25 protein-coding genes are annotated in these 23,854 nt (G+C 66.1%); 5 read left to right on the forward strand and 20 right to left on the reverse strand.

All coding sequences use genetic code 11. The features are described from left to right. Positions 1-40 precede the first annotated feature (40 nt). From IAG41_RS08015 to IAG41_RS08040, 6 genes are all read right to left on the reverse strand, one after another. A complete protein-coding gene (locus IAG41_RS08015; RefSeq protein ID WP_316251113.1) occupies positions 41-838 on the reverse strand; it encodes a ferritin-like domain-containing protein in 798 nt (265 codons plus the stop codon). Next, the gene (locus IAG41_RS08020) at positions 835-1,353 is read right to left on the reverse strand and encodes a peroxiredoxin (RefSeq protein ID WP_410468075.1); all 519 of its coding nucleotides are present in this window, start codon (positions 1,351-1,353) and stop codon (positions 835-837) included. The genes IAG41_RS08015 and IAG41_RS08020 overlap by 4 nt, the downstream gene beginning before the upstream one ends. Continuing rightward, entirely contained in the window at positions 1,323-4,010 is a 2,688-nt protein-coding gene (locus IAG41_RS08025; protein ID WP_187728104.1) for a bifunctional [glutamine synthetase] adenylyltransferase/[glutamine synthetase]-adenylyl-L-tyrosine phosphorylase, read from the reverse strand. Before IAG41_RS08025 ends, IAG41_RS08020 begins: the two co-directional genes overlap by 31 nt. 296 nt (positions 4,011-4,306) lie before the next feature. Further along, on the reverse strand, positions 4,307-4,960 hold the full coding sequence (locus IAG41_RS08030) for a sigma-70 family RNA polymerase sigma factor (RefSeq protein ID WP_187728105.1): 654 nt from the start codon (positions 4,958-4,960) through the stop codon (positions 4,307-4,309). 91 nt (positions 4,961-5,051) lie between these two features. Then, positions 5,052-5,189, reverse strand: coding sequence for a hypothetical protein (locus tag IAG41_RS08035; RefSeq protein ID WP_187728106.1), 138 nt, complete (start codon positions 5,187-5,189; stop codon positions 5,052-5,054). A gap of 69 nt (positions 5,190-5,258) precedes the next feature. Then, on the reverse strand, positions 5,259-6,056 hold the full coding sequence (locus tag IAG41_RS08040) for a response regulator (protein ID WP_187728107.1): 798 nt from the start codon (positions 6,054-6,056) through the stop codon (positions 5,259-5,261). Positions 6,057-6,337: 281 nt separating this feature from the next. Here IAG41_RS08040 and IAG41_RS23450 point away from each other — a divergent pair, with 281 nt between their 5' ends. The 3 genes from IAG41_RS23450 (at position 6,338) to IAG41_RS08055 (ending at position 8,496) form a co-directional block, all read left to right on the forward strand. Further along, positions 6,338-6,505 (forward strand): NepR family anti-sigma factor, encoded by a 168-nt coding sequence (locus tag IAG41_RS23450; protein WP_316251114.1) that lies wholly within the window; start codon positions 6,338-6,340, stop codon positions 6,503-6,505. 11 nt (positions 6,506-6,516) lie between these two features. After that, positions 6,517-8,085 carry a sensor histidine kinase gene (locus IAG41_RS08050; RefSeq protein ID WP_262408540.1) on the forward strand — a complete coding sequence of 523 codons (1,569 nt, stop codon included), beginning with the start codon at positions 6,517-6,519 and terminating at the stop codon, positions 8,083-8,085. A 276-nt stretch (positions 8,086-8,361) separates the two neighbouring features. Next, on the forward strand, positions 8,362-8,496 hold the full coding sequence (locus IAG41_RS08055) for an entericidin A/B family lipoprotein (RefSeq protein ID WP_187728108.1): 135 nt from the start codon (positions 8,362-8,364) through the stop codon (positions 8,494-8,496). Positions 8,497-8,531: 35 nt separating this feature from the next. Here IAG41_RS08055 and tatC read toward each other — a convergent pair whose 3' ends face one another. The 11 genes from tatC to IAG41_RS08110 form a co-directional block, all read right to left on the reverse strand. Further along, positions 8,532-9,308: a twin-arginine translocase subunit TatC gene (gene tatC, locus IAG41_RS08060; protein WP_187728109.1), complete on the reverse strand. Its 777-nt coding sequence runs from the start codon at positions 9,306-9,308 to the stop codon at positions 8,532-8,534. After that, entirely contained in the window at positions 9,305-9,793 is a 489-nt protein-coding gene (gene tatB, locus IAG41_RS08065) for a Sec-independent protein translocase protein TatB (RefSeq protein WP_187728110.1), read from the reverse strand. Before tatB ends, tatC begins: the two co-directional genes overlap by 4 nt. A 60-nt stretch (positions 9,794-9,853) precedes the next feature. Next, positions 9,854-10,096 (reverse strand): twin-arginine translocase TatA/TatE family subunit, encoded by a 243-nt coding sequence (locus IAG41_RS08070; RefSeq protein ID WP_187728111.1) that lies wholly within the window; start codon positions 10,094-10,096, stop codon positions 9,854-9,856. A gap of 110 nt (positions 10,097-10,206) precedes the next feature. Further along, positions 10,207-10,797, reverse strand: coding sequence for an SMC-Scp complex subunit ScpB (gene scpB / locus IAG41_RS08075; protein WP_187728112.1), 591 nt, complete (start codon positions 10,795-10,797; stop codon positions 10,207-10,209). After that, positions 10,794-11,528, reverse strand: coding sequence for a segregation and condensation protein A (locus IAG41_RS08080; RefSeq protein ID WP_187728113.1), 735 nt, complete (start codon positions 11,526-11,528; stop codon positions 10,794-10,796). Before IAG41_RS08080 ends, scpB begins: the two co-directional genes overlap by 4 nt. A gap of 22 nt (positions 11,529-11,550) precedes the next feature. Further along, positions 11,551-12,558 (reverse strand): beta-N-acetylhexosaminidase, encoded by a 1,008-nt coding sequence (gene nagZ, locus IAG41_RS08085; RefSeq protein WP_187728114.1) that lies wholly within the window; start codon positions 12,556-12,558, stop codon positions 11,551-11,553. 94 nt (positions 12,559-12,652) lie between these two features. After that, positions 12,653-13,303: a PilZ domain-containing protein gene (locus IAG41_RS08090; protein WP_187728115.1), complete on the reverse strand. Its 651-nt coding sequence runs from the start codon at positions 13,301-13,303 to the stop codon at positions 12,653-12,655. Positions 13,304-13,504: 201 nt separating this feature from the next. Further along, positions 13,505-14,236, reverse strand: coding sequence for an SPOR domain-containing protein (locus IAG41_RS08095; protein WP_187728116.1), 732 nt, complete (start codon positions 14,234-14,236; stop codon positions 13,505-13,507). Then, on the reverse strand, positions 14,236-15,960 hold the full coding sequence (gene argS, locus IAG41_RS08100) for an arginine--tRNA ligase (RefSeq protein WP_187728117.1): 1,725 nt from the start codon (positions 15,958-15,960) through the stop codon (positions 14,236-14,238). The genes IAG41_RS08095 and argS overlap by 1 nt, the downstream gene beginning before the upstream one ends. Before the next feature lie 87 nt (positions 15,961-16,047). Then, on the reverse strand, positions 16,048-17,202 hold the full coding sequence (locus tag IAG41_RS08105) for a DUF1501 domain-containing protein (protein ID WP_187728118.1): 1,155 nt from the start codon (positions 17,200-17,202) through the stop codon (positions 16,048-16,050). 4 nt (positions 17,203-17,206) lie between these two features. Next, positions 17,207-18,760, reverse strand: a complete 1,554-nt coding sequence (locus IAG41_RS08110; protein WP_187728119.1) for a DUF1800 family protein — start codon at positions 18,758-18,760, stop codon at positions 17,207-17,209. Between the two features lie 230 nt (positions 18,761-18,990). On the opposite strand from IAG41_RS08110, the gene IAG41_RS08115 reads away from it, so the two are divergent. Next, a complete protein-coding gene (locus IAG41_RS08115; protein WP_187728120.1) occupies positions 18,991-19,272 on the forward strand; it encodes a hypothetical protein in 282 nt (93 codons plus the stop codon). 55 nt (positions 19,273-19,327) lie between these two features. On the opposite strand, the gene IAG41_RS08120 is transcribed toward IAG41_RS08115, so the two are convergent. Beyond that, positions 19,328-19,600 carry a hypothetical protein gene (locus tag IAG41_RS08120; protein WP_187728121.1) on the reverse strand — a complete coding sequence of 91 codons (273 nt, stop codon included), beginning with the start codon at positions 19,598-19,600 and terminating at the stop codon, positions 19,328-19,330. A gap of 257 nt (positions 19,601-19,857) precedes the next feature. Between IAG41_RS08120 and IAG41_RS08125 the strand changes: the two genes are divergently transcribed. Then, positions 19,858-20,676 carry a TorF family putative porin gene (locus IAG41_RS08125; protein ID WP_187728122.1) on the forward strand — a complete coding sequence of 273 codons (819 nt, stop codon included), beginning with the start codon at positions 19,858-19,860 and terminating at the stop codon, positions 20,674-20,676. 113 nt (positions 20,677-20,789) lie between these two features. Here the strand turns inward: IAG41_RS08125 and IAG41_RS08130 are convergent, their stop codons facing one another. Continuing rightward, positions 20,790-21,956: a deoxyguanosinetriphosphate triphosphohydrolase gene (locus IAG41_RS08130; protein WP_187728123.1), complete on the reverse strand. Its 1,167-nt coding sequence runs from the start codon at positions 21,954-21,956 to the stop codon at positions 20,790-20,792. Next, the gene (locus IAG41_RS08135; RefSeq protein ID WP_187728124.1) at positions 21,953-23,830 is read right to left on the reverse strand and encodes an SPOR domain-containing protein; all 1,878 of its coding nucleotides are present in this window, start codon (positions 23,828-23,830) and stop codon (positions 21,953-21,955) included. Before IAG41_RS08135 ends, IAG41_RS08130 begins: the two co-directional genes overlap by 4 nt. Positions 23,831-23,854 lie beyond the last annotated feature (24 nt).

Consider the following 23,854-nt stretch of genomic DNA (forward strand, 5'->3'; position numbering starts at 1 on the left):
CCCTCCGCGCCTGAACGTGGAGTGCTTCTGGCCGAAGTCTTCAAGGAACGGCAAGGGCTTGATAGTAATCCCGCGTCAAACCGGCTGAGTCGCGCGCCGAGTCGTTGAATGGCGGCTTTAGCGCGCCGCGAAAATGACGACGGACCAGCGACTGCCAGGTCGTTTCGGGGGCGAAACCGGCGGCGGCACAAGCCGATTCGAACCAGATTCGGCCCGCGCGAACATGATCGACCTCATCGTTCAGAATCCGTGTGAGGATTCGCGCCGTTGCGGTGTCACCCACCGCGTCAAAACGGTCGATCGTCGCAGGCGTAACGTCGAGACCGCGCGCCTCGAGTACCATCGGCACGACGGCCAGACGGGCAAGCACGTCATGCGCGGTTTCCGATGCGGCATCCCATAGTCCGTCATGCGCCGGCATCGCGCCGTAATGGCTGCCGAGCTGCTTCAGGCGACGATCGAGCAGCGCGAAATGCATCGCCTCGTCGGCGCCGACCTTCATCCAGTCATCGGTGAAGCCGGTCGGGAATTGCGCACCGAACCTGCCGACCAGATCGAAAGCGAGATCGATCGCGGCGAATTCGATATGCGCCAATGCGTGCATCAGTGCGACGCGACCGCGTTCGGATCCTCCACGGCCTCGCTTGGGCATGCGATTGGGCGGCAGCAGTTCGGGCTTTTCCGGCCGTGCGGGGCGATCGGGCATCGCGACATCGAAACGATGCGCGAGCCGGCCCAGCCGCCAATCGCGCGCCGCGCTGCGCGCCGCCTTCACCTTGGCGAGCGGATCGGCAGCGTCGAGCACCGCGCGCGCCGCTTCGGCGACGTTGCCGGTCACGTGCGCGCCAGTTCCTTGACCGATTCGAGCACATCGACCGCATGGCCGGGCACGCGCACCTTGCGCCAGGCGCGGAACAGTGTGCCGTCGGGCGCGAACAGGAAGGTCGATCGCTCGATCCCCATATAACGTTTGCCGTACAGCTGCTTCTCCCCCCACACGCCGAGCAGGTCCATCGCCTTGCCATCGACATCGGTGGCGAGTTGCACGGTGAGATCGTATTTCGAGATGAACTTCTGGTGCTTGGCCGCCGGATCCTTGGAAACCCCCAGCACGACCGCGCCGAGCGCCTCGAACTCGGGCATCAGCGCGGAAAAATCCTGCGCCTCACGTGTGCAGCCCGAGGTATCGTCCTTGGGATAGAAATAGAGAACGAACGGCTTGCCCGCCGCCCAGTCGGGCAGCTCTATCGTGCCGCCGTCCGACGCCATCAGCTCCATCTTCGGCAGCTTGCCACCTTGGTCGATCGCCATTTCGCTCTCCGTCATCCGCGGGCGCGGATTTTCGCCCAGCATGCGCGGACCTCCTGCCGGGTCCGGTCGAGCTGCGCAACCACCGCGCCCCAGTCGGCGAGCCCCACCGCGCGCGCGATCAGCGCCTGGGTCGAGGCACCCGGCGGCTGCGCATCCGGCGCGACGAGGCGGAGCGTGACGAGCAAGCGCGAGAGGAAATCATGCGCGGGGCGCATCTCCGCGACCATTAGCCCCGCGGCTATCAGCGCATCGATCGCGCGGCCCAATTGCGGATCGAAGCCGGTGCGGTGTAGCAATTGCTCGACATGCACGGCGAATTCGAGATCGACCAGGCCGCCATCGAGCAGCTTAGCGTCGAGCGGGCCGGCCGCCGGTTTGTGGGCGGCCATCTCGTCGCGCATCTTCGCGGCGTCGGCGACCAGATCGCGGTCCGGCCGCGCGCCCTCCAGGACTTCGCGGATGATGCCGCTCACCGCCTCGCGCGCGGCGGGCGAGCCGAATACCGGCCGGGCGCGGGTGAGCGCCATATGCTCCCAGGTCCAGGCATCCTCGCGCTGATAGCGGCGGAAAGCATCGAGCGAGACCGCCAGCGGCCCCTGCCCGCCCGAGGGCCGCAGCCGCGTATCGACTTCGTAGAGGGGGCCCGCTGCCGTCGCGACCGAAAGCGCCGCAGTCACGCGCTGGCCGAGCCGGTTGTAATAGGTCACCGCGCCGAGCGGCTTCGCGCCGTCGGATTCGGCCGAATAGTCGCCGGTGAAGACATAGACGAGATCGAGGTCGGAGGCGTGGGTGAGCGCCTGCCCACCCATCCGGCCAAGCGCCAATATCACCAGCTCGCTATCGGGCACGCAACCATGGACACGCGCGAATTCCCCCACGGCCGCCGCCGCCAGCACCTCGATCGCGGCCTCGGCAACGCGGGCATAGCCGGCGGAAACATCGAGCGGATCGCTGACCCCCGCCACGATCTGCGCGCCCAAGGCAAAGCGCTTCTCGCCCACCAGGCGGCGAACATGCTCGAGCTGCCACTGATAATCGGCGCCGCGCTCACTGGCCGACATCTCCCGGATCAGCGTCGGGACGTCGGCGACCGGATCGAGTGCACTCGCATCGATAAGCCCGTCGAGCAGTTCGGCGCGACGGCTCAATTGCTCGGCCAGGGTCGGCGCGTGGCTGAGGATCGCGCTCATCAGCCGCGCCAGCCCGGGCTGCGCCTCGAGCAGGCGGAAGAAATTGATCGCGCTCGGCAGGCGCGAGAGCATCGCATCGAAGCGGATCAGCGCGTGCCGGCTGTCCGGCGCCTCGGCAAAGGCGTCGATCAGCCCGGGTAGCACCGCTTCCAGCGCCTCGCGCGCGGCGGTGGTGCGGAGCGCCGGATAGCCGCCGCCGCGCCATCCCTCTACGACACGCTGCGCGCCCTCGACATCGGCGAATCCCGCCTCCGACAGGCGCCGCGCGAGCTTGTCCGCGTCGCTCGGCAGCCGAGGCTCCTCGTCGCCCGCAAGCGAATCATAGGTGCGTCCTACCCGCTCGACATGCGGGCGCAGCATCTCGATCAGCGCCGCGCCACTCTCCATGCCGTGCAGCGCGGCGACATTGTCGAGTGTCTCAGCATTTGCCGGGAGCGTGTGGGTCTGGCGATCGTCGACCATCTGCAACCGATGTTCGATCGTGCGGAACAGCGTGTAGGCGCTCGACAGTTCGGCCGCCTCGTCGGCGTCGATCCGGCCAGCCTCTGCTAATGCCGCCAGGGCGTCGCGCGTCGCCGGCGCGCGCAGCGCGGGGTCGCGCCCGCCATGAATAAGCTGGTGGATCTGCGCGAAAAACTCGACTTCGCGGATCCCGCCCCGGCCACGCTTCAGGTCATAGCCGGGGGCGAAGACCTGCCCCTTCGAATGATGATCGCGGATGCGGCGCGATATGTCGCGGATCTCACGGATGGTGCCGTAGTCGAGCGCACGGCGCCACACGAACGGCCGGATGGCCGCGAGAAAGCTCTCCCCCAGCGCGAGATCGCCGGCACATGCCCGTGCCCGGATGAATGCGGCGCGCTCCCAGGGTAGCGCCTGCGATTCATAATAAGAGATCGCCGCCTCCACCGGCAGCGCGATCGGCGTTACCTCGGGCGACGGCCGCAGGCGCAGATCGACCCGCATCACATAGCCGTCACCGTCGCGCGCCTGGAGCAGCTCGATCACGCGGCGCCCGATCCGCACCGCTGCTTCCTCCGGCGCTTCGCGGGGACGGCATGGCAGCGTCTCGGGATCGAAGATCAGGATGGGATCGATGTCCGACGAATAATTGAGCTCGCAGCTGCCCTGCTTGCCCAGCGCGATCGCCGCGAAACCACGCGGTTCGGCGTCGGGCGTGCGTTCGAGGATCGCAGCGCGGATGGCGCGGTCGAGCGCATTGTCGGCGAACGCGGTGAGGAGGCTGGTGACGCGCGTCAGATCGAAACAGCCGGAAAGATCGCCGAGCGCCACCAGCAACGCGAGCCGCCTGCGCTCGATCCGCAAGCGCCTGCCTTCGGCCATCTCGCCCTCGAACGCGCGGGCAGTGGCGAGCGGATCGCGCAGGGCGGCTTTGGGGTCGCGCAGCAGGTCCGACTCGCGTTCCGCAAGGTTCGCCAGGAATGGGGAATGGCTGCGGAGTCGCGCCAATGCATTGGCGAACAAGGGGGAATTTTGAGGTTGCGCCATCAGAATTCAGACACACCGATCATCTAAATGCGACGAGTCAAGCAACAAATTTAACCGCGGTCCGTTCTAGATGCGTGGTTAGTACATCTTCAAATCCCGTCCCTGAGGCCAAGCAATCCGCATTCCGAGTAGAATCGCCGCGTGCAAGCGATGCGATCGGGAAGGCGTTACGCTCTACCTATGTGCGGGAACTCGGGCTTCCGGAAGATATGGCCGCCATGCTGATTCAGTTGAACGGGCACGATAGCCGAAAGGCCTGTTGAGCCAAACGCCTGCTCCTGCGAGCAGGTGCTGAATCAGCGGTCGCGGCTCAGATCGTCGACTTCCCCCATGATGGTATCGAGCGCACTGCGTCCGTCGGCGTTGATCTGGCTGTCGCGGCGTGAGGGCAATTGTCCGTCGGTCAGCAACGCCTCGAGCGCCACGCGGCCACGCGCGACGCGGCTCTTGATCGTGCCAACGGCGACATTGCAGATCTCGGCTGCCTCTTCATAGGCGAAGCCGCCCGCGCCGACGAGGATCAGCGCCTCACGCTGAGGCTGGGGCAGATGCAGCAGCGCGCGCTGCATGTCGGAAAGCTCGACATGGCGATCCTGGCTGGCCGGCGCGGCGAGCAGCCGATCGGCCACCAGATCGTCCCACTCGCCCTTGAACCGCGCACGGCGCATCTGGCTGAGATAGAGGTTGCGCAGGATGATGAAGGTCCAGGCGCGCATATTGGTGCCAGCCTGAAAGCGCTTGCGCGCCGCCCAGGCCTTGAGCAGCGTTTCCTGCACCAGATCGTCCGCAAGGTCGCGGCTGCCCGAAAGCGAGCGACCAAAGGCGCGGAGATGCGGGATCACTTGCGCAAGCTGGGTCTTGAACTCTGGATCGGAGAGCGAGACGTGCTCCGGCACTTCGCCTTCGGTGGCGGCGTGCGAGCTTTCGTCAGGCTGATTGGCCTCGGTCATTCGATCCCGTTCGTTAGCGCGAGCCGCGTTGCGGCGAATAAAGGAGATAGGCGTCGCAGGTGCGATTGCCAGCTTATTCCGGCAGTCCAGGTCAGGACCAGAGAATGACGGCAAAGGCTATGATCACCAGTACCAGGCCGACGCCAAGTACATAGCGGGTGACGTGCGGAGTTGCGCCGGCGCGGGCGTCCTCTGTCGAGATGTGAACGGGTTCGTTGTTCTCAGCCATATCGCTTCAACACACCAAAACCGTTTTGGGTCCGTATCATATGGAACCCGCGCCAGCTTTTTTGCCTCTTCAGGCCGGAACGGTCGCCTGATCGAAGAACAGCGCCTGGCTGATCGTGGTCTTCACGGTCTCACGCTGGAAAGGCTTTGTGATGAGGAAGGTTGGCTCGGGTCGCTCGCCGGTCAGCAAGCGTTCCGGGAACGCCGTGATGAAGATCACCGGCACGCTATACTCGGCCAGGATGTCCTTGACCGCATCGATGCCCGAGCTGTCATCAGCAAGCTGGATGTCGGCGAGCACCAGCCCCGGGCGATCCTCCATCGCCAGCGCCACCGCCTCGTCGCGCGTGACAGCGACACCGGTGACTTCATGGCCCAGATCGCGGACGATCTGCTCGAGGTCCATCGCGATCAGCGGTTCATCCTCGATGATCATCACACGGGTGCGTGTCTGCCGCTCGATCTCGGCAACGGCCTCGGCGACCAGGTTCGACACTTGCTCAGGCTCCTCATCGATAAGATAGGCCGCGTCCTCGGGACTGAATCCCTCGACGGTGGTCAGCAGCAGCGCCTGGCGCGAAAGTGGCGTGAGCCGTGCGAGACGCTTGCGCGCGATCGCTTCATTCTCGTTGGGGCTGTCTTCGCGGATGTCCTCCTCTTCGAGGTGCGTCGACTGCCAGATCGCCTGGAAGGTACGATAGAGGCCGAGGCGCGGATCGACTTCGCGCGGAAACTGATCGGGCGCCGCCACGATCGCCTCCAGCGCTGCGCGCACATAGCGGTCGCCTTCGGCCTGGCTGCCGGTGAGCGCGCGCGCGTAGCGCCGCAGGAGGGGGAGATGAGGCGCGAGTTGCTGTCCGAGCGACATAATTGGGTCATTCTCCTTCGAGTGCGCTAGCCGCATATCTCGGCTTCGCGCGGGTCCATTGCAATCAGTTCTGCTACCCGAAGGAGCCCCTCCCCGGATTTCGCATCGCCTGTGGAACAATCGAGAGGCTCTTTGGTTTCATCCCCCAATGCCGCGTCGTCTTGATGCACGAACGCCGGGTGTTTGCACTCGGCGGCTTTGTGAGTATTCGTCACACGCGGTTGAAATAGTGTCGGTCATAGTCCGGGGCTCCGTCGACCCGGGCCCTCAGGGGGGAATTGGTGCGTTCCGCTAAAGACGAAAACAAGAAGCCGCTAAAGGCGAGAGGCGGAAATGATGCCAATCGGCCCGGCAGGAGCGTGGGCGAAGCGTTGCGCCAAGCCTATGACGAGGCCGTTCGCGAATCCGTACCCGCCGACCTTCTCGACCTCCTGAAAAAGCTCGACTAACGCTTTCACGTATGGACGACACGGATCTTGAGCCGCGCGCCAAAGGCCCAGCGGCTCTGCTGGGGCGTATGCCGACGGGCGCCAAGGTCTTTCTGATCCTGGTCGGCGCGCTGCTGCCGCTCGCGCTGATCGCGCTGTTCACCACCACCCAGACCACGCGCCATGCCGGCGCCGAGGCACGTCAGCGGCTGGGCGTGGCGGCGGACGAAAGCTCGGGCGTCGTCGCCAATGTTCTCGCCAACCATGTGAGTCAGCTCAGCGAAGGGTTGGCAGCACTCGAACGCGATCCCCAGAACGCGCCGAGCTGCACGCGGCTCGCGGGCACCTTCGCCGCGCAGGGCGGCGTGCGGTTCGTGATCGCCGATGGCAATGGCAAGATATTGTGCGGCGAACGTTTCACGGTCGCCGGTGCCGCGGTGCTGGATCCGCGCCAGGTGCAGGCGGCGATCCTGGGCAATGGCCTGGTCGTCCGTGTCGGCGGCAATGCGGGGCTCAGCGCCGCAGCTTTCTATACGCCTGCCGCGCTCGCCACGCTTGCCCGTCCCAGCGGGTTCGTACCCGAATATGGCGCGGCGATCGTCCGCGACGACGACCGGCTCGCCCTGCGCGCGCTTGCCCATGCCGGGCCGCTCGACCGGCGCGAAACGGTCAAGCGCGAGCTCGGGCTGGACGGACTCGTGCTCGAAATGTCGATGCCGGGTGCGCCGATCACGTCACCGCTGATGATCGCCACCGTGCTCCTCGTGCTGATGTGGCTCGCCGCCGCCGGAATCGGCTGGTTCGTGGTCGATATCCTGCTGATCCGCCCACTCAGGCGGCTGCGCACGAGCGTAGGCAACTACAAGCCCGGCGAAGTGATCGACATGCGCCGTATAGGCGCGATTCCGGCACAGGAAATCCGTGAACTCGGCCAGACCTTCCGCGAGATCAGCCGCACCGTGCAGGCGCACGAATCGGACCTGGCCGAAGGGCTCGTCCGCCAGACACGCCTGACGCGCGAGGTCCATCACCGTGTGAAGAACAATCTTCAGGTGATCTCCAGCCTGATCAACTTCCATGCGCGCGCCGCCAGGGGCCCCGAGGCGGCCGAGGCCTATGCTTCGATCCAGCGGCGTGTCGATGCGCTCGCCGTGGTCCATCGCCATCATTATGCGGAACTCGAGGAAAATCGTGGGCTAGAGCTGCGATCGGTGATCGGCGAACTCGCCTCCAGCATCCGCGCGACCGCACCCGAACGCGCCGCCGGCCTGGGCATCTCGCTTGAGATCGAGCCCTTGCTCGTCAATCAGGACGTCGCGATCGCGGTCGCCTTCCTGATCACCGAGATCGTCGAGTTGGCGATGAGCCGCCACGGCGACACCCAGGTGCGCATCTCGATCAAGTCGAGCGACGAGCCAGACCGCGCGATCCTCCGCGTCAGTTCGCCTGCGCTGATCGAAAGCGCCGAGCTCGAGGCATTGATCGAGACCCGCTATGGCCGCGTGATGAGTGGGCTGGCGCGCCAGCTGCGCACCAAGCTGCACCATGATCCGCTGGTCGGCGCCTATGAGGCCTCGATAGCCGTCACTGGCCGGCCCTGAATCTTTTTCCAAAATTTTTTGCGGAATTCGGGGAACCACATACGCCGGATGTCGTTTTGCTATTCGGATAGTGACCTTTTGCCCCCCCGCTCTCGCTATCCAAGACATAGGCCCGGAAGCGTCCACCCTCCCCCCCCCGGTGACGCTTCCGGGCCTAACACTTTCCAATATCTAAGATTTTCCAAGTGGCTCCGGAGCTGCGCTCGTGCCTGTTGCGGAACGATTCCGCCGGCCCGCGCATTCCCCTTTCGCCTTTCACGATAATGGAGAATTCAAATGCGCAAGATCCTGGCATGCATCGCGATCGCCGGCGCGGTCCTGGTTTCGGCATGCAACACGGTCGAGGGCGTCGGCAAGGACGTGTCGTCCGCAGGCGACACCGTCGCCAACGCAGCCGACGACAACAAATAAGCTACGGCGAGCCTCTCCCTTAGCGGGAGGGGCCGTCAGGCCGCCCCGGCCTCGTTCTCGGCTTCGGCCAGCTTCTCGCGGCGCCGCCGCGTGAACCAGATCGCCACCAGCGACAGGAAATACAGCCCGACAAGCGGAATCGCGAGCAGGAGCTGCGATCCGATGTCGGGCGGGGTCAGTACCGCCGAAATTGCGAACGCGGCGACGGTGGCATAGCGCCAGGCGCCCTTGAGCTGCTCGAAGCTGACGATGCCGGCATGCTCGAGCAGCATCAGCAGTACCGGCAACAGGAACGACAGCCCAAAGCCGAAGATGAACTGCATCACGAACTTGAGATACTCGTTCACCTCCGGCAACGCGGTCTGCTGCACGCCGCCGCCCAAATCGCCCTGGAAGCCGAGCAGGAACTTGAGCGCCACCGGTATCGCGACGAAATAGGCCATGCTCGCGCCGGCGACGAACAGGACCGGCGTGGCGAAGAGGAAGGGCAGCAGCGCCCTCTTTTCCTTGCGGTAGAGACCCGGTGCGACGAACTGCCATAATTGATTGGCGATCACCGGAAACGCGATCATCAGGCCGGCAAAGAACGCGACCTTGAGCTCGACGATGAACCCGCCGGTGACGGCGGTGTTGATGATCGTCACCTGACCCGCAGCCTTGAGCGGCGCGACGAGGAAGCCGAGGATGGCGCGAGCGAAATAGAGGCAGCCGCCGAACGCAACGACCAGTGCCGCGATCGACCAGAGCAGGCGGCGGCGGAGTTCGATCAGATGGTCGAGCAGCGGCGCCTGGGTGTCGTCGATCTCGCTCACGGCTGGGGCTCGTCCTGGACCTGGGCCGCGGCCGCCTTGGGCTTGCGCGTGCGTTTCGGAGCGGGTGCGGCTTCCGCAGGCTCGGGATCGACAGCGGCCTTGGGCTTGGCCGTGCGCTTCGGCCTGGGCTTTGGCGGAGCGGCCTCGACGATCGCGGGCTGCTCGACCATCACCGGCGCGGTATCGTGGTGCTCGATGAGCTGATTCTCGACCGCCGGCTCCGTTTCGGGCGCGGGCAGCGAGGGTTGGGGCGGATATTCGCGCATGATGCGCTCATTTTCCGCGGCCCATTGCTTTTCCATCTCGGCAAGCTCGGATTCGCGGATCATCGTATCGATGCCCGAACGGAACTGTCGGGCAATGCCGCGCGCGCGGCCCACCCATTTGCCGACGATGCGCATCGCCCTTGGCAAGTCCTTGGGGCCGATCACCAGCAGCGCCACCACGGCAACCAGCAGTAATTCCGTCGGGGCGACGTCGAACATTCAGCACTGCCTCAAGCGCGCCCGATCACGGGACGCGCATTCAAACGATCGATGGGACGCTCAGCGCTGCTCTTCGCGGGTGCGCTCGGCTTCGGCCTGCAGGCCGGCCTCGGGGGCGGGCTTGCCTTCGAGCCGGGTCGGCGCCGCAGGCTTCACTGCGTCGTCGTCTTCGGCCATGCCCTTCTTGAACTGCTTGATCCCCTTGGCGACGTCACCCATCATGTTCGAGAAGCGGCTGCCTCCGAACAACAGGATCACCAGAACACCGACGATCAGCCAGTGCATCAAACTCATGCTACCCATGGGAAATCTCCTCGTATCCGGGCCTATCTAGGCTGAGCGGGGCCTTCCGGCAACGGTTGGATTGTCCAAGACTGCTCGGCACCTGCCCCGGACGAAATGATCGGGGTGCCCTATTCGTCTTCCGTGACAGTTTCGCTTTCCATCGTTTCGAACGCGAGATCGACCGGATCGAGCAGGCCCGCGGCCTTGAGATCGTCGATTCCCGGCAGATCGCGGCGACTGGCGAGCCCGAAATGCGAGAGAAAACCGGGGGTCGTCGCATAAGTGAGCGGGCGGCCGGGCACCTCGCGGCGGCCGGCCGGACGCACCCACCCTGCCTCCATCAGCACGTCGATCGTCCCCTTGGAGATCTGCACGCCACGGATCGCTTCGATCTCGGCGCGCGTGACCGGTTCGTGATAGGCGATGATCGCCAGCGTCTCGATGCCGGCGCGGCTGAGCTTGCGCGATTCCTCGCGGTCGCGGCGCAACAGATGGGCGAGATCCGCCGCGGTCTGGAAATGCCAGCGGTCGCCGCGCCGCGCGAGCTCGATGCCGCGCCCGGCATAAAGCGCCTCCAGCGCTGCAAGGGCACCTCGGACATCGGCATCCTGCCCGACATGCCCCTTGATCTCGTCGATCGAGAGCGGATGCTCGGAGGCGAAGAGCACCGCCTCGACCGCGCGACCCAGATCGTCGGCCAAATCGCCGGGCTCCGTCATGCGCTGGCCTTCAGATAGAGCGGCGCGAAGGCAGATTTCTGGCGGATCTCCAGCCTGCCCTGCCGGGCCAACTCGAGCGCCGCGACGAAGGAAGAGGCGAGCGCAGACTTGCGATAGGTGCCGCTGGCCCCCTCGGGCAGGAAGCTCTCGATCGTGCTCCATTCGATCCGCGTGCCGAGCAGCGTCGAAACACGGTCGATCGCCTCTTCAAGCGTCATGACGTCGCGCACCGCAACGACGTGCATCACCGGGCGGGTGCGCGCGCTGATCCGGCCATAAGCGGCGATGAGATCGTAGATCTCGGCCTCCCAACGCGCCTGGCGCACCACGCGCAACCCTTCCGGCGCGGCGCGGAGAAAGACGTCGCGGCCCAGCCGATCGCGCGCCACCAGCCGGGCGCCCGCCTCGCGCATCGCGTTCAGCCGTTCGAGGCGCAGCTGGAGCCGCAGCGCCAGTTCCTCGGGGCTCGGCGACTCCTCCGGGTTGCGCGGCAGCAGCAGCGCCGATTTGAGATAGGCCAGCCACGCCGCCATCACGAGATAGTCGGCAGCCAGTTCCAGCCGTAGCTCGCGCGCCTCGTTCACAAAGGCGAGATATTGCTCGACCAGATCGAGGATCGAGATTGCCCGGAGATCGACCTTCTGGTTCCGCGCAAGCGCAAGCAAGAGATCGAGCGGCCCTTCCCAACCGTCGATATCGATCTTGAGGGTATCGTCTCCGCTCTCGCTCATCCGATGCAGTCAAGCATAGCCGTCAGGCGAGCGCCAGCAGCGCGTCGCGCTTGGCGATGAGCGCGTCGATATCCGCCGCCTCGGGCCCGTCCGCGATCGTCGCCATTGCCCGTGCAAGCCGATCGAGGCATTCGGGGCCGGCATCGGGCAGCAGGCCGGTGATCTCGACCATCTCCTCCATCCGCGCCCAGCAATCGAGCACCACGTCGCAGCCCGCTGCAAGTGCGGCCATGGCCTTCTCGCCCGGCGTGCCGGACAGCGCCTTCATGTCGATATCGTCGGTGAAGAGCAGCCCATCAAAACCGATCCGGCCGCGGATGATGTCGCGAACCACGATCGGCGAGAGCGTGGCGGGGCGATCCTGGTCCCATGCCTCGAACACCAGATGCGCGGTCATGCCCATCGGCGCGTCGGCAAGCCGGGCGAAGGGTTCGATATCCACTTCAAGCGCGGCGGCATCAGCCTTGACCCGTGGCAGCTCGAGATGGCTGTCGACCAGCGCCCGGCCATGTCCCGGCATATGCTTGACCACGCCGACCACGCCGCCGCGCCGCAGCCCGTCGAGGATCGCCCGGCCGAGCGCCGCGACGCGCATCGGCTCGCCGCCCAGCGCGCGATCGCCGATTGCGTCGGTCACTTCGGGCCGGCGCACGTCGAGCAGCGGGGCACAATCGACGGTGACGCCGACTTCCGAAAGCATCAGCCCCAGCGCCTGGCCATTGGCACGCGCCGCCTCGATCGCCGAGATCGGCGCCTTCTCGTAGAGCGCATCGAATGCCGCGCCCGCGGGGAAAGCCGGCCAGACGGGCGGCTGCATCCGCGCGACGCGTCCGCCCTCCTGATCGATCAGGATCGGCAGATCGACGCGGCCGGAGAGTGCGCGCAGGCTGTCGGTCAGCGCCTTCATCTGGGCGCGGTCGCCGCAATTGCGCTTGAACAGGATATAGCCGAGCGGATCGGCATCACGGAAGAAATCGCGTTCCTCGGCCGTGAGTTCGAGGCCGGATACACCGAATATGACGGGTTTCATACACCGGACCTATCCGATCCGATCCCTCAAGGGGAGAGGCGACGCGAGATGATCCACAGCAAAGTAGCCGGGTTTCAGCCCGGGCCGTTCCGCCTCACGAAAAGTTCGGCTTGCGGAGCAGGCGCGTGCGTAATTCGTGCATCTTTACCGCCTCCGCAGCGGCGAGGCGATCGGGTGCGCTGAGGATGGCGCCGATATGTTCGAGCACCTGGCTCGCGCGGTCCAGATTCTGGAGCGCCTGCATGTGCCGCTGGAGAACGATCGGATCGTCCGCCACTTCCTCGCCAAGCGCATCAAGAAGGCGCCGGACATAGACGATCTCTTCGACGATACGCGCTTCGAGTTCTGCGCCGGATAGACCGGCACTGGCGGCCACCGGCGCATCGACGGGAAGGGCTTCGCCGTTTCGAACGGCATTCTGGATCGCATCGACCCGCGCCTGGCCTTGCTGCCCATTGAAGGACGGGGCGCGTACGCCAGCCACCCACTCGTCGACCGATGCCGATGCGTCATCGAACCGTACGCCGCAACGCCCCTGCACGCGCCAGACGACGATCGCGCCGACACGAATATCCGAGCGCTGCAGGACGAGCTTGACGCCCGGGTCCGGAAGGGTGGAGCCTTCGAGCATGGCGCCGGTGGTGGAAAGGTTTCGCAACCGGACCGGCGCCTTCAGAGAGCCGGCCTCGATCGTGGCCCCCAGCAACAGGTTCTTGCGTGACGCGCGCGGGCGAAGCGCCGACATGTCGCCAGCCTGCGAATCCGATTCATGCGAGTACGAGTTCGTCACCGGGCGCAGGGCTCCCTGCCTCGGCTACACGCGCGCGTGATGGATATCGATCGAGAAAGGTTAGCGCTCACTACACCATTGTATCGCGTGGAAGTTTTCAACTTCCTCAAAGCGGCCAAAAAATTTTTGCACGACAGCTTTGTCGGTCGTTCGCCCTCAGCTTGCGACGAAGCAATTCTCGCCCGCGACCCTGAGCTTGCCGCAGATTTCGCGGGCCTGACCGTTGCTGCCGGCATTCACGCGCAAGCGGAACACCGATTTGTCGCCGACCTGCGCGCGCTCGACCGATTTGCCCAGCGGGGCGAGATAGGCGAAGCGCTTGGTCAGGCGCGCCCAGGCGATATTGGCGCCGGCCTCGTTTGGAAAGGCGCCGAGCTGGACAAGCGACCCCGATCCGCCGCCGAGCGCCGGTGCGGACGCGGCCGGACGCGTAGAGGCGGACGGACCTCCCTTGGTGGCGGTTCCAGGCACGGAGATCGTCGCCCTCCGGGTACCGGGCGCGGCACCGGCCGTGCCCTTGGGTGCCGCCTTGCCCTCGATCGGAGCCTCGGGCAGCGCACCGACATTGATGCTGGCATTGCTTGCGGAGCCCTGGCTGGTGGCGAAGACGCTGTCCCCCTGCCCCTCCACCTTCATGCCGCCGGGTTCGTCCGGCTTGACCTTGTAATCGCCCTGCTGCGCCTTGATCAGCTCGCCATTACCGGCCTGTCCCGGATACTGGCGGACATAATAATAGCCAAAGATGACAATGCCGGCGAGAAGCAGCGCCACGAAGACATAGAGAAAGACGCGGCCACGCTTCTGACCCTCGTCATAATCCTCGTCGACCGTTTCCAGCCATGGCAGGCGATCGTCGCCCTCATATGCTTCGCCGCTGCCTGTATTCATCAGTGCATCTCCTGCACGGCCTCCACACCCATGAGTCCCAGACCGTTACGGATTATCTGCCCGATCCCCTGCGCCATGAAAAGACGTGCGCAGGTCAGCGCCGGATTGTCCGGGAGCAGGAAGCGACGATCGGGGCGATCGTTGCCGACATTCCACAGCGCATGAAGTGCCGCCGACAAGTCATAGAGATAAAAGGCGATACGGTGCGGCTCACGCGCCGCCGCGGCGCCTTCTACCGTGCGCGGGAACTGCGCGGCGAGCTTCACCAGCGCCAGCTCCTCTGTATCAAGAAGAGACAGATCCACGGTGGCGCATTCGATCCCGGCCTCCGCCGCCTTGCGGTGGAGCGAGGCGATGCGGGCATGCGCATAGTTCACATAGAAGACCGGATTGTCCTTCGACGCCTCGACCACCTTGGCGAAATCGAAGTCCATCTGAGCGTCGGACTTGCGCGTGAGCATGGTGAAGCGGACCACGTCCTTGCCGACTTCCTGCACTACATCGGCGAGCGTGACGAAGTTGCCCGAGCGCTTGGACATCTTGACCGGCTCGCCGTTGCGGAGAAGCCGGACCATCTGGACGAGCTTGACGTCGAACCGGGTCTTGCCGCCGGTCAGCGCCTGTACGGCCGCGACGATCCGCTTGACCGTGCCGGCGTGATCCGCGCCCCAGATGTCGATCAGCTGGTCGGCGGATTGCGCCTTCTGGAAGTGATAGGCGAGGTCGGCGCCGAAATAGGTCCATTGGCCGTTCGACTTCTTGATCGGGCGGTCCTGATCGTCGCCGAATTGGGTGGAGCGGAACAGCGGCAGCTCGACCGGCTCCCAATCCTCGGGCGTTTCGCCCTTGGGGGCTTCGAGCACGCCGTCATAGACGAGGTCGTGCTCGCGCAGCCACTTCTCGGCCTGTTCGGGCTTGCCCTCCGCCTGGAGCTCGGCCTCGGACGAGAACAGGTCGTGGTGGATGCCGAGCAGGGCGAGGTCGGACCTGATCATGACGAGCATCGCCGCGACCGCCTCCTTGCGGAACAATGCGAGCCACTCCTCCTCGGGCTTGCCGACATATTTGTCGCCATGCTCGGCGGCGAGCTGCTGACCGACCGGCTTCAGATAGTCGCCCGGATAGAAGCCTTCCGGAATCTCGATCGTCTCGCCCAGCGCCTCGCGGTACCGAAGGTGCGCCGAGCGGGCGAGCACGTCGACCTGGCCGCCGGCATCGTTGACATAATATTCGCGGACCACCTTGTGGCCGACATATTCTAGCAGACTGGCGAGCGCGTCGCCCACCACCGCGCCGCGGCAATGGCCCATGTGCATCGGACCGGTGGGGTTGGCCGAGACATATTCGACGTTGACCGTGAGGCCAGCGCCGATCGTCGAGCGACCATAATTCACGCCCGCCTTCATGATCTCGGTCAGCTCATCGCGCCAGGTCTCGTCGGTCAGGCTCATATTGATGAAGCCCGGGCCGGCGACGCTGACCGCGGAAACCTCGGGCAGCTTCTCGAGCTCGGCGGCGAGCTTCTCCGCAAGCGCGCGCGGATTGGTACTCGCCGGCTTGGCAAGCACCATCGCGGCATTGGTCGCGAGATCGCCGTGCGAGGGATCGCGCGGCGGCTCCACCGTCACCGCGCGTCGCTCCAGCCCCGCGGGAAGGCCGCCCGCGAGGACGAGCGCATCCAGCGCGAGGTTCATATGCGCGGCGAAACGGGTGTAGAGCGTCATTGCGATTCCAATGGTGACGGAAGCGCGGGCTCTTAGCGGAAGACAGGCGGGTGCGCAAAGCGCGCCCCGCCTGTCCCGGGAGATACATCAGGCGCGTACGAGGTCGTTCATGAAGCGCGCGCTCTGCATGCCGGGGAACAGCGTCTGCGCGGTCTTCGCGGGTGTCAGGTCGAAATGCCCGGCGACGGCGCTGCCGATCACGGTGTCGAGCCCCGCGGTGGGCTTGAGGTCGCGACCCTCGTAGAGTGCGGCATCCGACAGGCCGGGCCAGTCGGCGACTACGCGCCCGCCATTCACCGCGCCGCCCATCAGCATCGCGACCGATCCTGTGCCGTGATCGGTGCCCTGGGTGCCGTTGACCTTCACCGTGCGGCCGAATTCGGTGGCGACCACGACCATGGTGTTCGCCCAGAGCGGACCGAGCCCGTCCCTGAGCGCGCCGACCATGCCGTCGAGCCCCTTGAGCTGCCCCGCGAGGCGGCCGCGCTGGCCGGCATGCGTGTCCCAGCCGCCGGTCTCGATCATCGCGATCCGGGCGCCGCCCTGGGCGGCGAGCAGCTTGGCGGCGAGCGCGCCGGTGGCGGTGGCGTTGCGGCCATTGTCGGCAGCCATATCGCTGGTCAGCATCCGCGTCGCGATCGCCTGTTCCCAGATGCCGTGGAGCTGCGCGTCGCCCTGGTACATCGCCGAGACGCGGCCGAGCAGGTCATCCGACGCATCGGGCAGCGCCGAGGGGGCGTAGCTCGCCACCTCGACCTTGCCGCGCAGCGCCATCGGGATGGTCGCGGCGAGCGCGATCGCCTTGTCGTCGGCGGGAAGCAACGTGAGCAGGCGGTTTATCCAGCCGTCGCGAAGCTGGTAGGCCGACGAGCCTCCCGTCTCGAGCACGTTCTGCCCGTCGAAATGCGAACGGTCGCGATAGGGTGAGGCGACGGCGTGGACGAACATCGCCTGCTTCGCCTGATAGAGCCCATGGACATTGGCGAGCGCCGGGTGGAGCGCGAACATTGAATCGAGCTTTGGCGCGGTGACGAAGTCCTCGGCCAGTGACCCCCGCTGGCTCGCAAAAGCGGTGTCGCCCACCGGGGCGACCGTGGCCAGACCGTCGGCCGCGCCGCGCTGGATGATGAATACGAAGCGCCGCTCGGTCGCCGCGCGGGCAAAGGCCATGCGCGTGCCGAGGCCAGTGGTGAGGACAGCGGTGGCGCCTGCCGCGACGAAGCCGCGTCGAGAAATCAACATGAGCCTATCTCCGCATGAATTCGGGGGAGGAGAGCATCAGCGCCACGCCCTGCCCCGGGCTTTCGGCGCGCGCGATCGCCTGCGCCGTGCTGGCGCTGAGCGCGCCGGGGAACAGTTCGGCGGCGCGCTGGCGGGCGTCGATCATGTCCTTGGTACGCTGGGCCATGCGCTCGGCCGCCTCGACGCGGCGCAGGATCGCATCGGGACCGGCCCAGGCACCCGCGACATCGTCCCAGCCCGCGGGCGAGCTGGGCTTCCATACCGGCTGGCCGAGCTGCGTCATCAGAGCGTTGATCGCCATTGGCGGAAGCTGCTGCGTGCCGAGACCGCGCAGCGCCGAGATCGTCCATTCCCAGGGCGACTTGAACTTGACCGGCTCCAGCACCCAGCATTCGGGCGCGGCGATCAGCGCGCGATAGACGCTGGGCAGATCGCCATTCGACTTGAGGAACGTCGTCTCCAGCCGCGCGACCAAGGGCGCGGGTGGGTCATCGCCGGCGAAGTGACGGGCGAGCTTGGTGGCGATGTGACGCGCGGTGGCGGGATGCGCGGCGAGCATGTCGAGTACCGCCGAGGCCTGGTCCTCGCCCGGTTGCGGCCAGCTCTTGCCGAGGATGGCGCGTGTGCCGGGTTCGTGCAGCCGTTCGGCGAAGACGAAATTGCCGGGCGTGCCATCGGTGCCGGCGAAGCGCGCGCCCTGGCCGCGACCCAGGCCCGAGACGCTCCAGCCGGTCATCGCGCGGGCGAATTCGGTGACGTCGGTCTGGGTGTAGACGGTGCGGACGCCGAGCGTGTGGAGCTCCATGATCTCACGCGCGAGATTCTCGTTGAGCCCGAAGCGCCGCTGCGCGTTCGGACCCTGGCGCTTGCCGGCAACCTGTGCGGCCAGGCTGTTCGGCCCGACCGATTGCGCCTGATCGAGATAGACCAGCATCGCCGGATGCCGCTCGACCGCGAACAGCATGTCGCGGAAGCTGCCGAGCACATGCGGCCGGATCGCCTCGAATTCGAGCGTGCCGGACAAGCCGATCGTCTCCAGCTTGTCCGCCGACACCGCGAAATGGTTGGCCCAGAAATGTACCAGCCGCTCGACCATCGGCGCCGGTGAATTGATCGCGGTGAGCGCGCGTGCCGAGACAGCCGCACCATAAGTCTCGCGAGCTTGCTTGGCGGTGACGCGCCGCGCCGCCATCACCGGATCCTCGAGATCCCGGACCTTGCGCTTCGCCATGTCCTGCATCGCCGGCGCATTGGCGCGCATCGCCTGATCCATTTCCGGAGACATCGCTCCCGCCGCAGGTGACATCTGCGCACCGGCAGGCTTGGCCTGACGAGCGGCACGGGGACCTAGCTCTCGCCGGAATGCGCGCGCCTGTTCAATATAGTCGGCGATCTCCCCGACCACGGTTGCGCTCGTCGGAACGGCCGCAATCGCCGCCGGCCTCGCTTCATATCTGTCGAATTGCACAGCCAGCCATCGCCTGGGATCGGAGCCGGGATCGTCCCCCGGCCGGGCGCCCAGACCGAACCTGTTCAACGCGATGCTAGCTTCCGCCATGGCGAGGTCCCTGCTGCGAATATCAAGGAGATAGCGCGGAGCTGTCGCACAAGTTTGTCACGCGTTCGGTTCACCGCGCGCATCCCTCGTCTCGTCGCTTGCGTCCTCTGCAATCAAGACGGTCGCGTTTTGCGATTGTCGATTTTGTTGCGATGCAGCATCTTTTCGGTCGAGAACAGAACAATACAGGGATGCCGATCTGGCTCTTTTCAAGATGAAGGAGAAAGATCGTGACCAAGTTTATCTTCGCAGCAACCGCAGCACTCTTCATCGCTTCGCCCGCCTTCGCGAACGAAGCGGAGCGTAGCTTCACGCGTGACGGCGTCACCTATGTTTATACTTCGACGACCAAGGGCGACGTGCAGATTCTCGAAGGCACCGTCCAGCCGACCGGCGACAGCTTCCGCCTGGTGGTCCACAAGGGCTGGGTGACCGGCAAGGCCGCCGGAACGCGCGTCTCGTTCCGCGTGCCCAAGGTTTCGCGCGACCGCGTCGAAGTCGCACAGCGCTGAGAATAAAAGAGAGCCCCGCAGCCCAGGCCGCGGGGCTCTCGATTTTTTGCGGCAATCAGTCGCTGCCGGCCGTCCCATCCTCCGTGCGACGCGCCGAAACTTCCTTGACCTTGTCCTTCGATCGCGCGGCCACCGGCATCTGGCCCTTACCCGCCTGATGATGGTTGTTCGCGGCGACCCATTCCGCCCGGTCGCGCATACGCCAGATCAGTGTCGGCGCCTTGCCCGAGGGCATCCACACCCGCTCATGGGTTTCGTCGAGCGATTGCGCGGCAGCGGGCGTCGCCAGGAAGGCGGTAGAGATAATTGCAGCAGTGAGAAGCTTCACGATCGGATCCTTTTCGGGTGATCCGATCGATTAGGCGCGCCCGCCTTGCCCACGATTTGCCTGTCGGTAACAAAACATGTCCCGCGCCCGATGCCGGTTGCGGGCAACATTTCCTTACGAACCAGGCACGAACCAGCCATTTTGTGCGGTGCATCATCGTCTTTCCGGAAGGACGAGGCCCGCCGCTGAACAACAGAGGCTTCGCCGGCCGGACGCAGGTGGGGACATTCCAAAGCCCAGAAAAGGGGGAGTGTTCAATGCAATCCAAGTTCGCCGCAGCCGCGCTGCTGTTGATCCCGGCCATCCCGGCACATGCCCAGGAAACCGACCCGCCCAAGCCCGTGATCGTATCGGGCAGCGTCGCACTGGTCTCCGACTATCGCTTCCGCGGCGTCTCGCAGAGCGACGAGGAAATGGCGGTCCAGGGCGGCCTGACCGTGACCCATACGAGCGGTCTCTATGCGGGCGCATGGGGATCGAACCTGTCCGGCTGGGGCACGTTCGGCGGCGCGAATATGGAGCTCGATCTGATCGCGGGCTACAAGACCGAGGTCACCAGCGGCGTCAATGTCGACGTGGGCGTGACCTGGTACATGTATCCCGGCGGCGCCGATCTCACCGACTTCGCCGAGCCCTATGTCAAGGTAAGCACTTCGCTCGGGCCGATCTCCGCGTTCGCGGGCGTCGCCTACGCCCCGTCACAAAAAGCGCTCGGCAACTGGAGTGCGACGCCGGAGAGCAAGCCGGATGACAAGGAAGACAATCTCTATCTCTGGACCGATCTTAGTTCGGGCATTCCCGGCACACCGCTGACCGTGAAGGCGCATCTTGGCTATTCGGACGGCAATCCGGGCCTGGGGCCGAACGGCACCAGCGTAGCGCCGACCGGAAGCTATCTCGACTGGCTGGTCGGCGCGGACTTCGTCGCGGGCCCGGTGACGCTGGGGGTCGCCTATGTCGATACCGACATCAGCCGCGCGGACAGCGCCCATTTGCTGCCCAACTTCTCCAGCACCAAGGACGGATCGTCGATCGCCGACGGCAAGATCCTATTCTCGGTAAGCGCGGGATTCTGATGGCGATCTGAAACTTTCTCGTGCTCCTGCGGATGCAGGAGCCCAGGGTGGCCAAGCGATACGCCTGTGACTCTGGGTTCCTGCATTCGCAGGAGCACGGGTTCGCCTCGAAACTAAAAACCCTCGGGCAGGTCGATCTTTCCCACCACTTCGCGATACCGCGCGATGGCGTAGCGATCGGTCATCCCCGCGATGAAATCGGCGATGTGCCGACTGCGACCGGGCTCTTCCGCCGGCATTGACTCGCGCCATTCGGATGGCAGCAGCGACGGATCGGCGGCGTAGGCCCCGAACAAGCCCGCAACCACCGCCTGAGCGGCATCGGCGGCGGCGAGCTGGTTCGGATGGTGATAAAGATTGGCGTACATGAAACGCTTCAGGCCGCGCTCGGCATCGCGCATCTCGTCCGAAAAGCCGGCCAGACAGCGCCCCGCCGCGCGAACGTCGTCGACCGACTGGACGTTGCTTTCGGAAATCCGCGCGCGCGTTTCGGCCACCAGATCATTGACCATCGCGCCGATCTGCGAGCGCGTCAGCTCGCCGATCAGCCGCTTCGGCTCCACGCCCGGGAACTTCGCCTCCACGGCGCCCCACCCTTCCGCGATCATCGGGACTTCCATCAGCTGGTCGAGCGTCAGCAGGCCCGCACGCAGGCCGTCGTCGATGTCGTGATTGTCATAGGCGATGTCATCGGCGATCGCCGCGACCTGCGCCTCAAGCGAGGGCCAACTCGTCAACTCGAGCGGAAAGGCTGCATCCGCCTCTGCGAGCGCCCATTCGGGATGTCCGACCGGGCCGTTATGCTTGGCGAGCCCCTCCAGCGTGTCCCAGGTCAGGTTGAGGCCGTTCCATGCCGGATAAGGCCGTTCGAGCACGGTCAGCGCGCGCAGCGTGTGTCCGTTGTGATCGAACCCGCCATGCGCTGAGAGCGCCCCCTGCAGCGCCTCCTCCCCGGCATGGCCGAAGGGCGGATGGCCGATATCGTGCGCGAGGCACAGCGCCTCGGTCAGATCCTCGTTGAGCCCGAGCACCCGCGCCACGGTGCGGCCGATCTGCGCGACTTCGAGGCTATGGGTCAGCCGGACACGGAAATGATCGCCGTCGGGCGCCATGAAAACCTGGGTCTTGTGCCGGAGGCGGCGGAAGCTGATCGAATGGATGATCCGGTCGCGATCACGCTGGAACGCGTCGCGCGGGCCGCGTGTGGTCCCGGTCTGTTCTCTATGGAAGCGGCCGCGGCTCTGTTCAGGATTGCAGGCCCAAGGCGCCCGCGCGCTCATTGCGCTCCCAGCTTGGTGACTTTCTGGCCGGCATCGCTGGTGAAGACGAAGCCCGAAACCCCGGACTTGCCGAGCGAATTGACGAAGGTCTGCGCTTCAGCCGCGGTCTTGAACGGCCCCGTCAGCACGCGATTGGTCGCGCGCAGCGGCGTCCACCAGCCGGCCCTGCCCTTGAACGCCGCCGGTGCCTTGGCAACGGTCGCCTTCCACGCCTTGGGAAGCGAATCGACATTTGCGCCACCCGCGACCTGCACCCAGACGCGCTTCGGTTCCGCCTTGGCGGGGTCCGGCTTCTTGGGATCGGGCTTTTTCGGATCGGGCTTCTTCGCCTTCGGATCGAGCTTGGCAGCGTCTGCCTTGCCCTTGGCGGTGCCGGGTTTCGCGGCCGCGGCCTTGGCGTCGGGCTTCGGCGCTTCGACCTTCGGAGCTTCCGGCTTGGGTTTCGCGACCGGCTTCGGCACAGGCCGAGCCGGCTCGGGCGCCACGGCCAGCGCGGGCTGCGAGGCGGGCTCGGGAGCGGCCTCGACGGGGCGGTTGGCGGCCTCCAGCTCGTCGGCGGGAATGGTGATGTTGGCAACGATCGATGCCAGCACCGAGTCCTCCGCGCCTACGCGGCGAACAGGCGCGGACGGAGGCCGCGTTTCCGCTGGAGCGGGGCGAGATTCCTCGGCGGGCGGCGGTGCCTCGGACGGTGCGGCCGGCATCGAAGCCGCAACGGCGGCGCGGGTCACCGGTTCGGGCGTACGCGCGGGCATATCGGTGCGCGGCGCGGGAACGGCACGCTCGGTCATGCGCACCCCACTACTAGCGAACTGCACCGGCCGCGCAGGCGCGGGTGTCGGCTCGGGCGTGGACGGCACCGGCTGGACCATGGGTGCCTGCCGCTGGACATAGGCCGGCGGCGACGGAAGCGGCGCGGCTTCGGCGGTCCGGACGGGGGCCGGCATGGGCGTGGGCTGCGGCGCATCGATGCGATCTCGCCTCGACCGGCGATCATTGCCCTTTGGCGTAACGGCCGGAGGCGTCGCGGCGGGCTGCGCCTGTGCGACCTGGACCGGGCGTCCTTGCGGGACATAGCGCGGCACCGCGGGCGCCATGCGTGCGTCCGCGAGCCGCGCTTGGGTAGGGGACATCTCGCCGAAATGGACGGCAAAGGCGCGGTCCGCCGGCGAAAGGCCGGCAAGGCGCCGGAAGAACGGTGTGAGCGACGCGCCCATACTGCCCGGCATCATGCTCGCGGCGATCCGTTCCGCGCCGGCAGCGTCGCCGTTCATCGCCATGATGAACGCCCGCGCACGCCACGACGCGCGATCACCCCCGCGCAGCAGCGTATCGAGCTGCTTCATTGCCTCTTCGGTGTCGCCGGTGATGCCGAGCGACAGCGCGTAGCGGCGGATCGTCTCGTCGTCGCGGCGCTGTGACAGCGCGAGCTTGTAGTCGCGCTGCGCCATTTCGGGCGAGCCGAGCAGATCATAGGCGAATCCGCGATCCGAGGCATATTCGCGCGGACTCACCCCCCTCGCCTCGGCCTCTTGGAACAGGCGCAGCGCCTCGCCCGGCCGCTCGAGGCGCACCAGCGCCGAGGCGCGGCCGCTGAGGATGCGGGGATTGCTGGGCTCGACCGCCTCGGCGCGCTGGAAAAAGGCCAGCGCCGCCGAGGTATCGCCCATACGGGTGCTGAGCTGGCCGGCGGCGAGCAACGCATCGACGTCGCGCGGGCTCTCGGCGAGCACGCGGATCTGTGTCTGGAGCGCGTCGGCATCCGGATTGGGTGCGGCGACGATCTCGGTCTGGGCGAATGCTGGGCTTCCGCCGGCCGCAGCCACCAGGGCCAGGGCAGCGATTCCCGCGCGTAGGTTTCGAATCCGGTTCATGCGTATTTCGACTATAGGCTGGTC

Origin of the sequence: Sphingomonas sp. JC676, from assembly GCF_014489075.1 — a bacterium.
In the GTDB taxonomy this organism is placed as follows: Bacteria; Pseudomonadota; Alphaproteobacteria; order Sphingomonadales; family Sphingomonadaceae; genus Sphingomonas.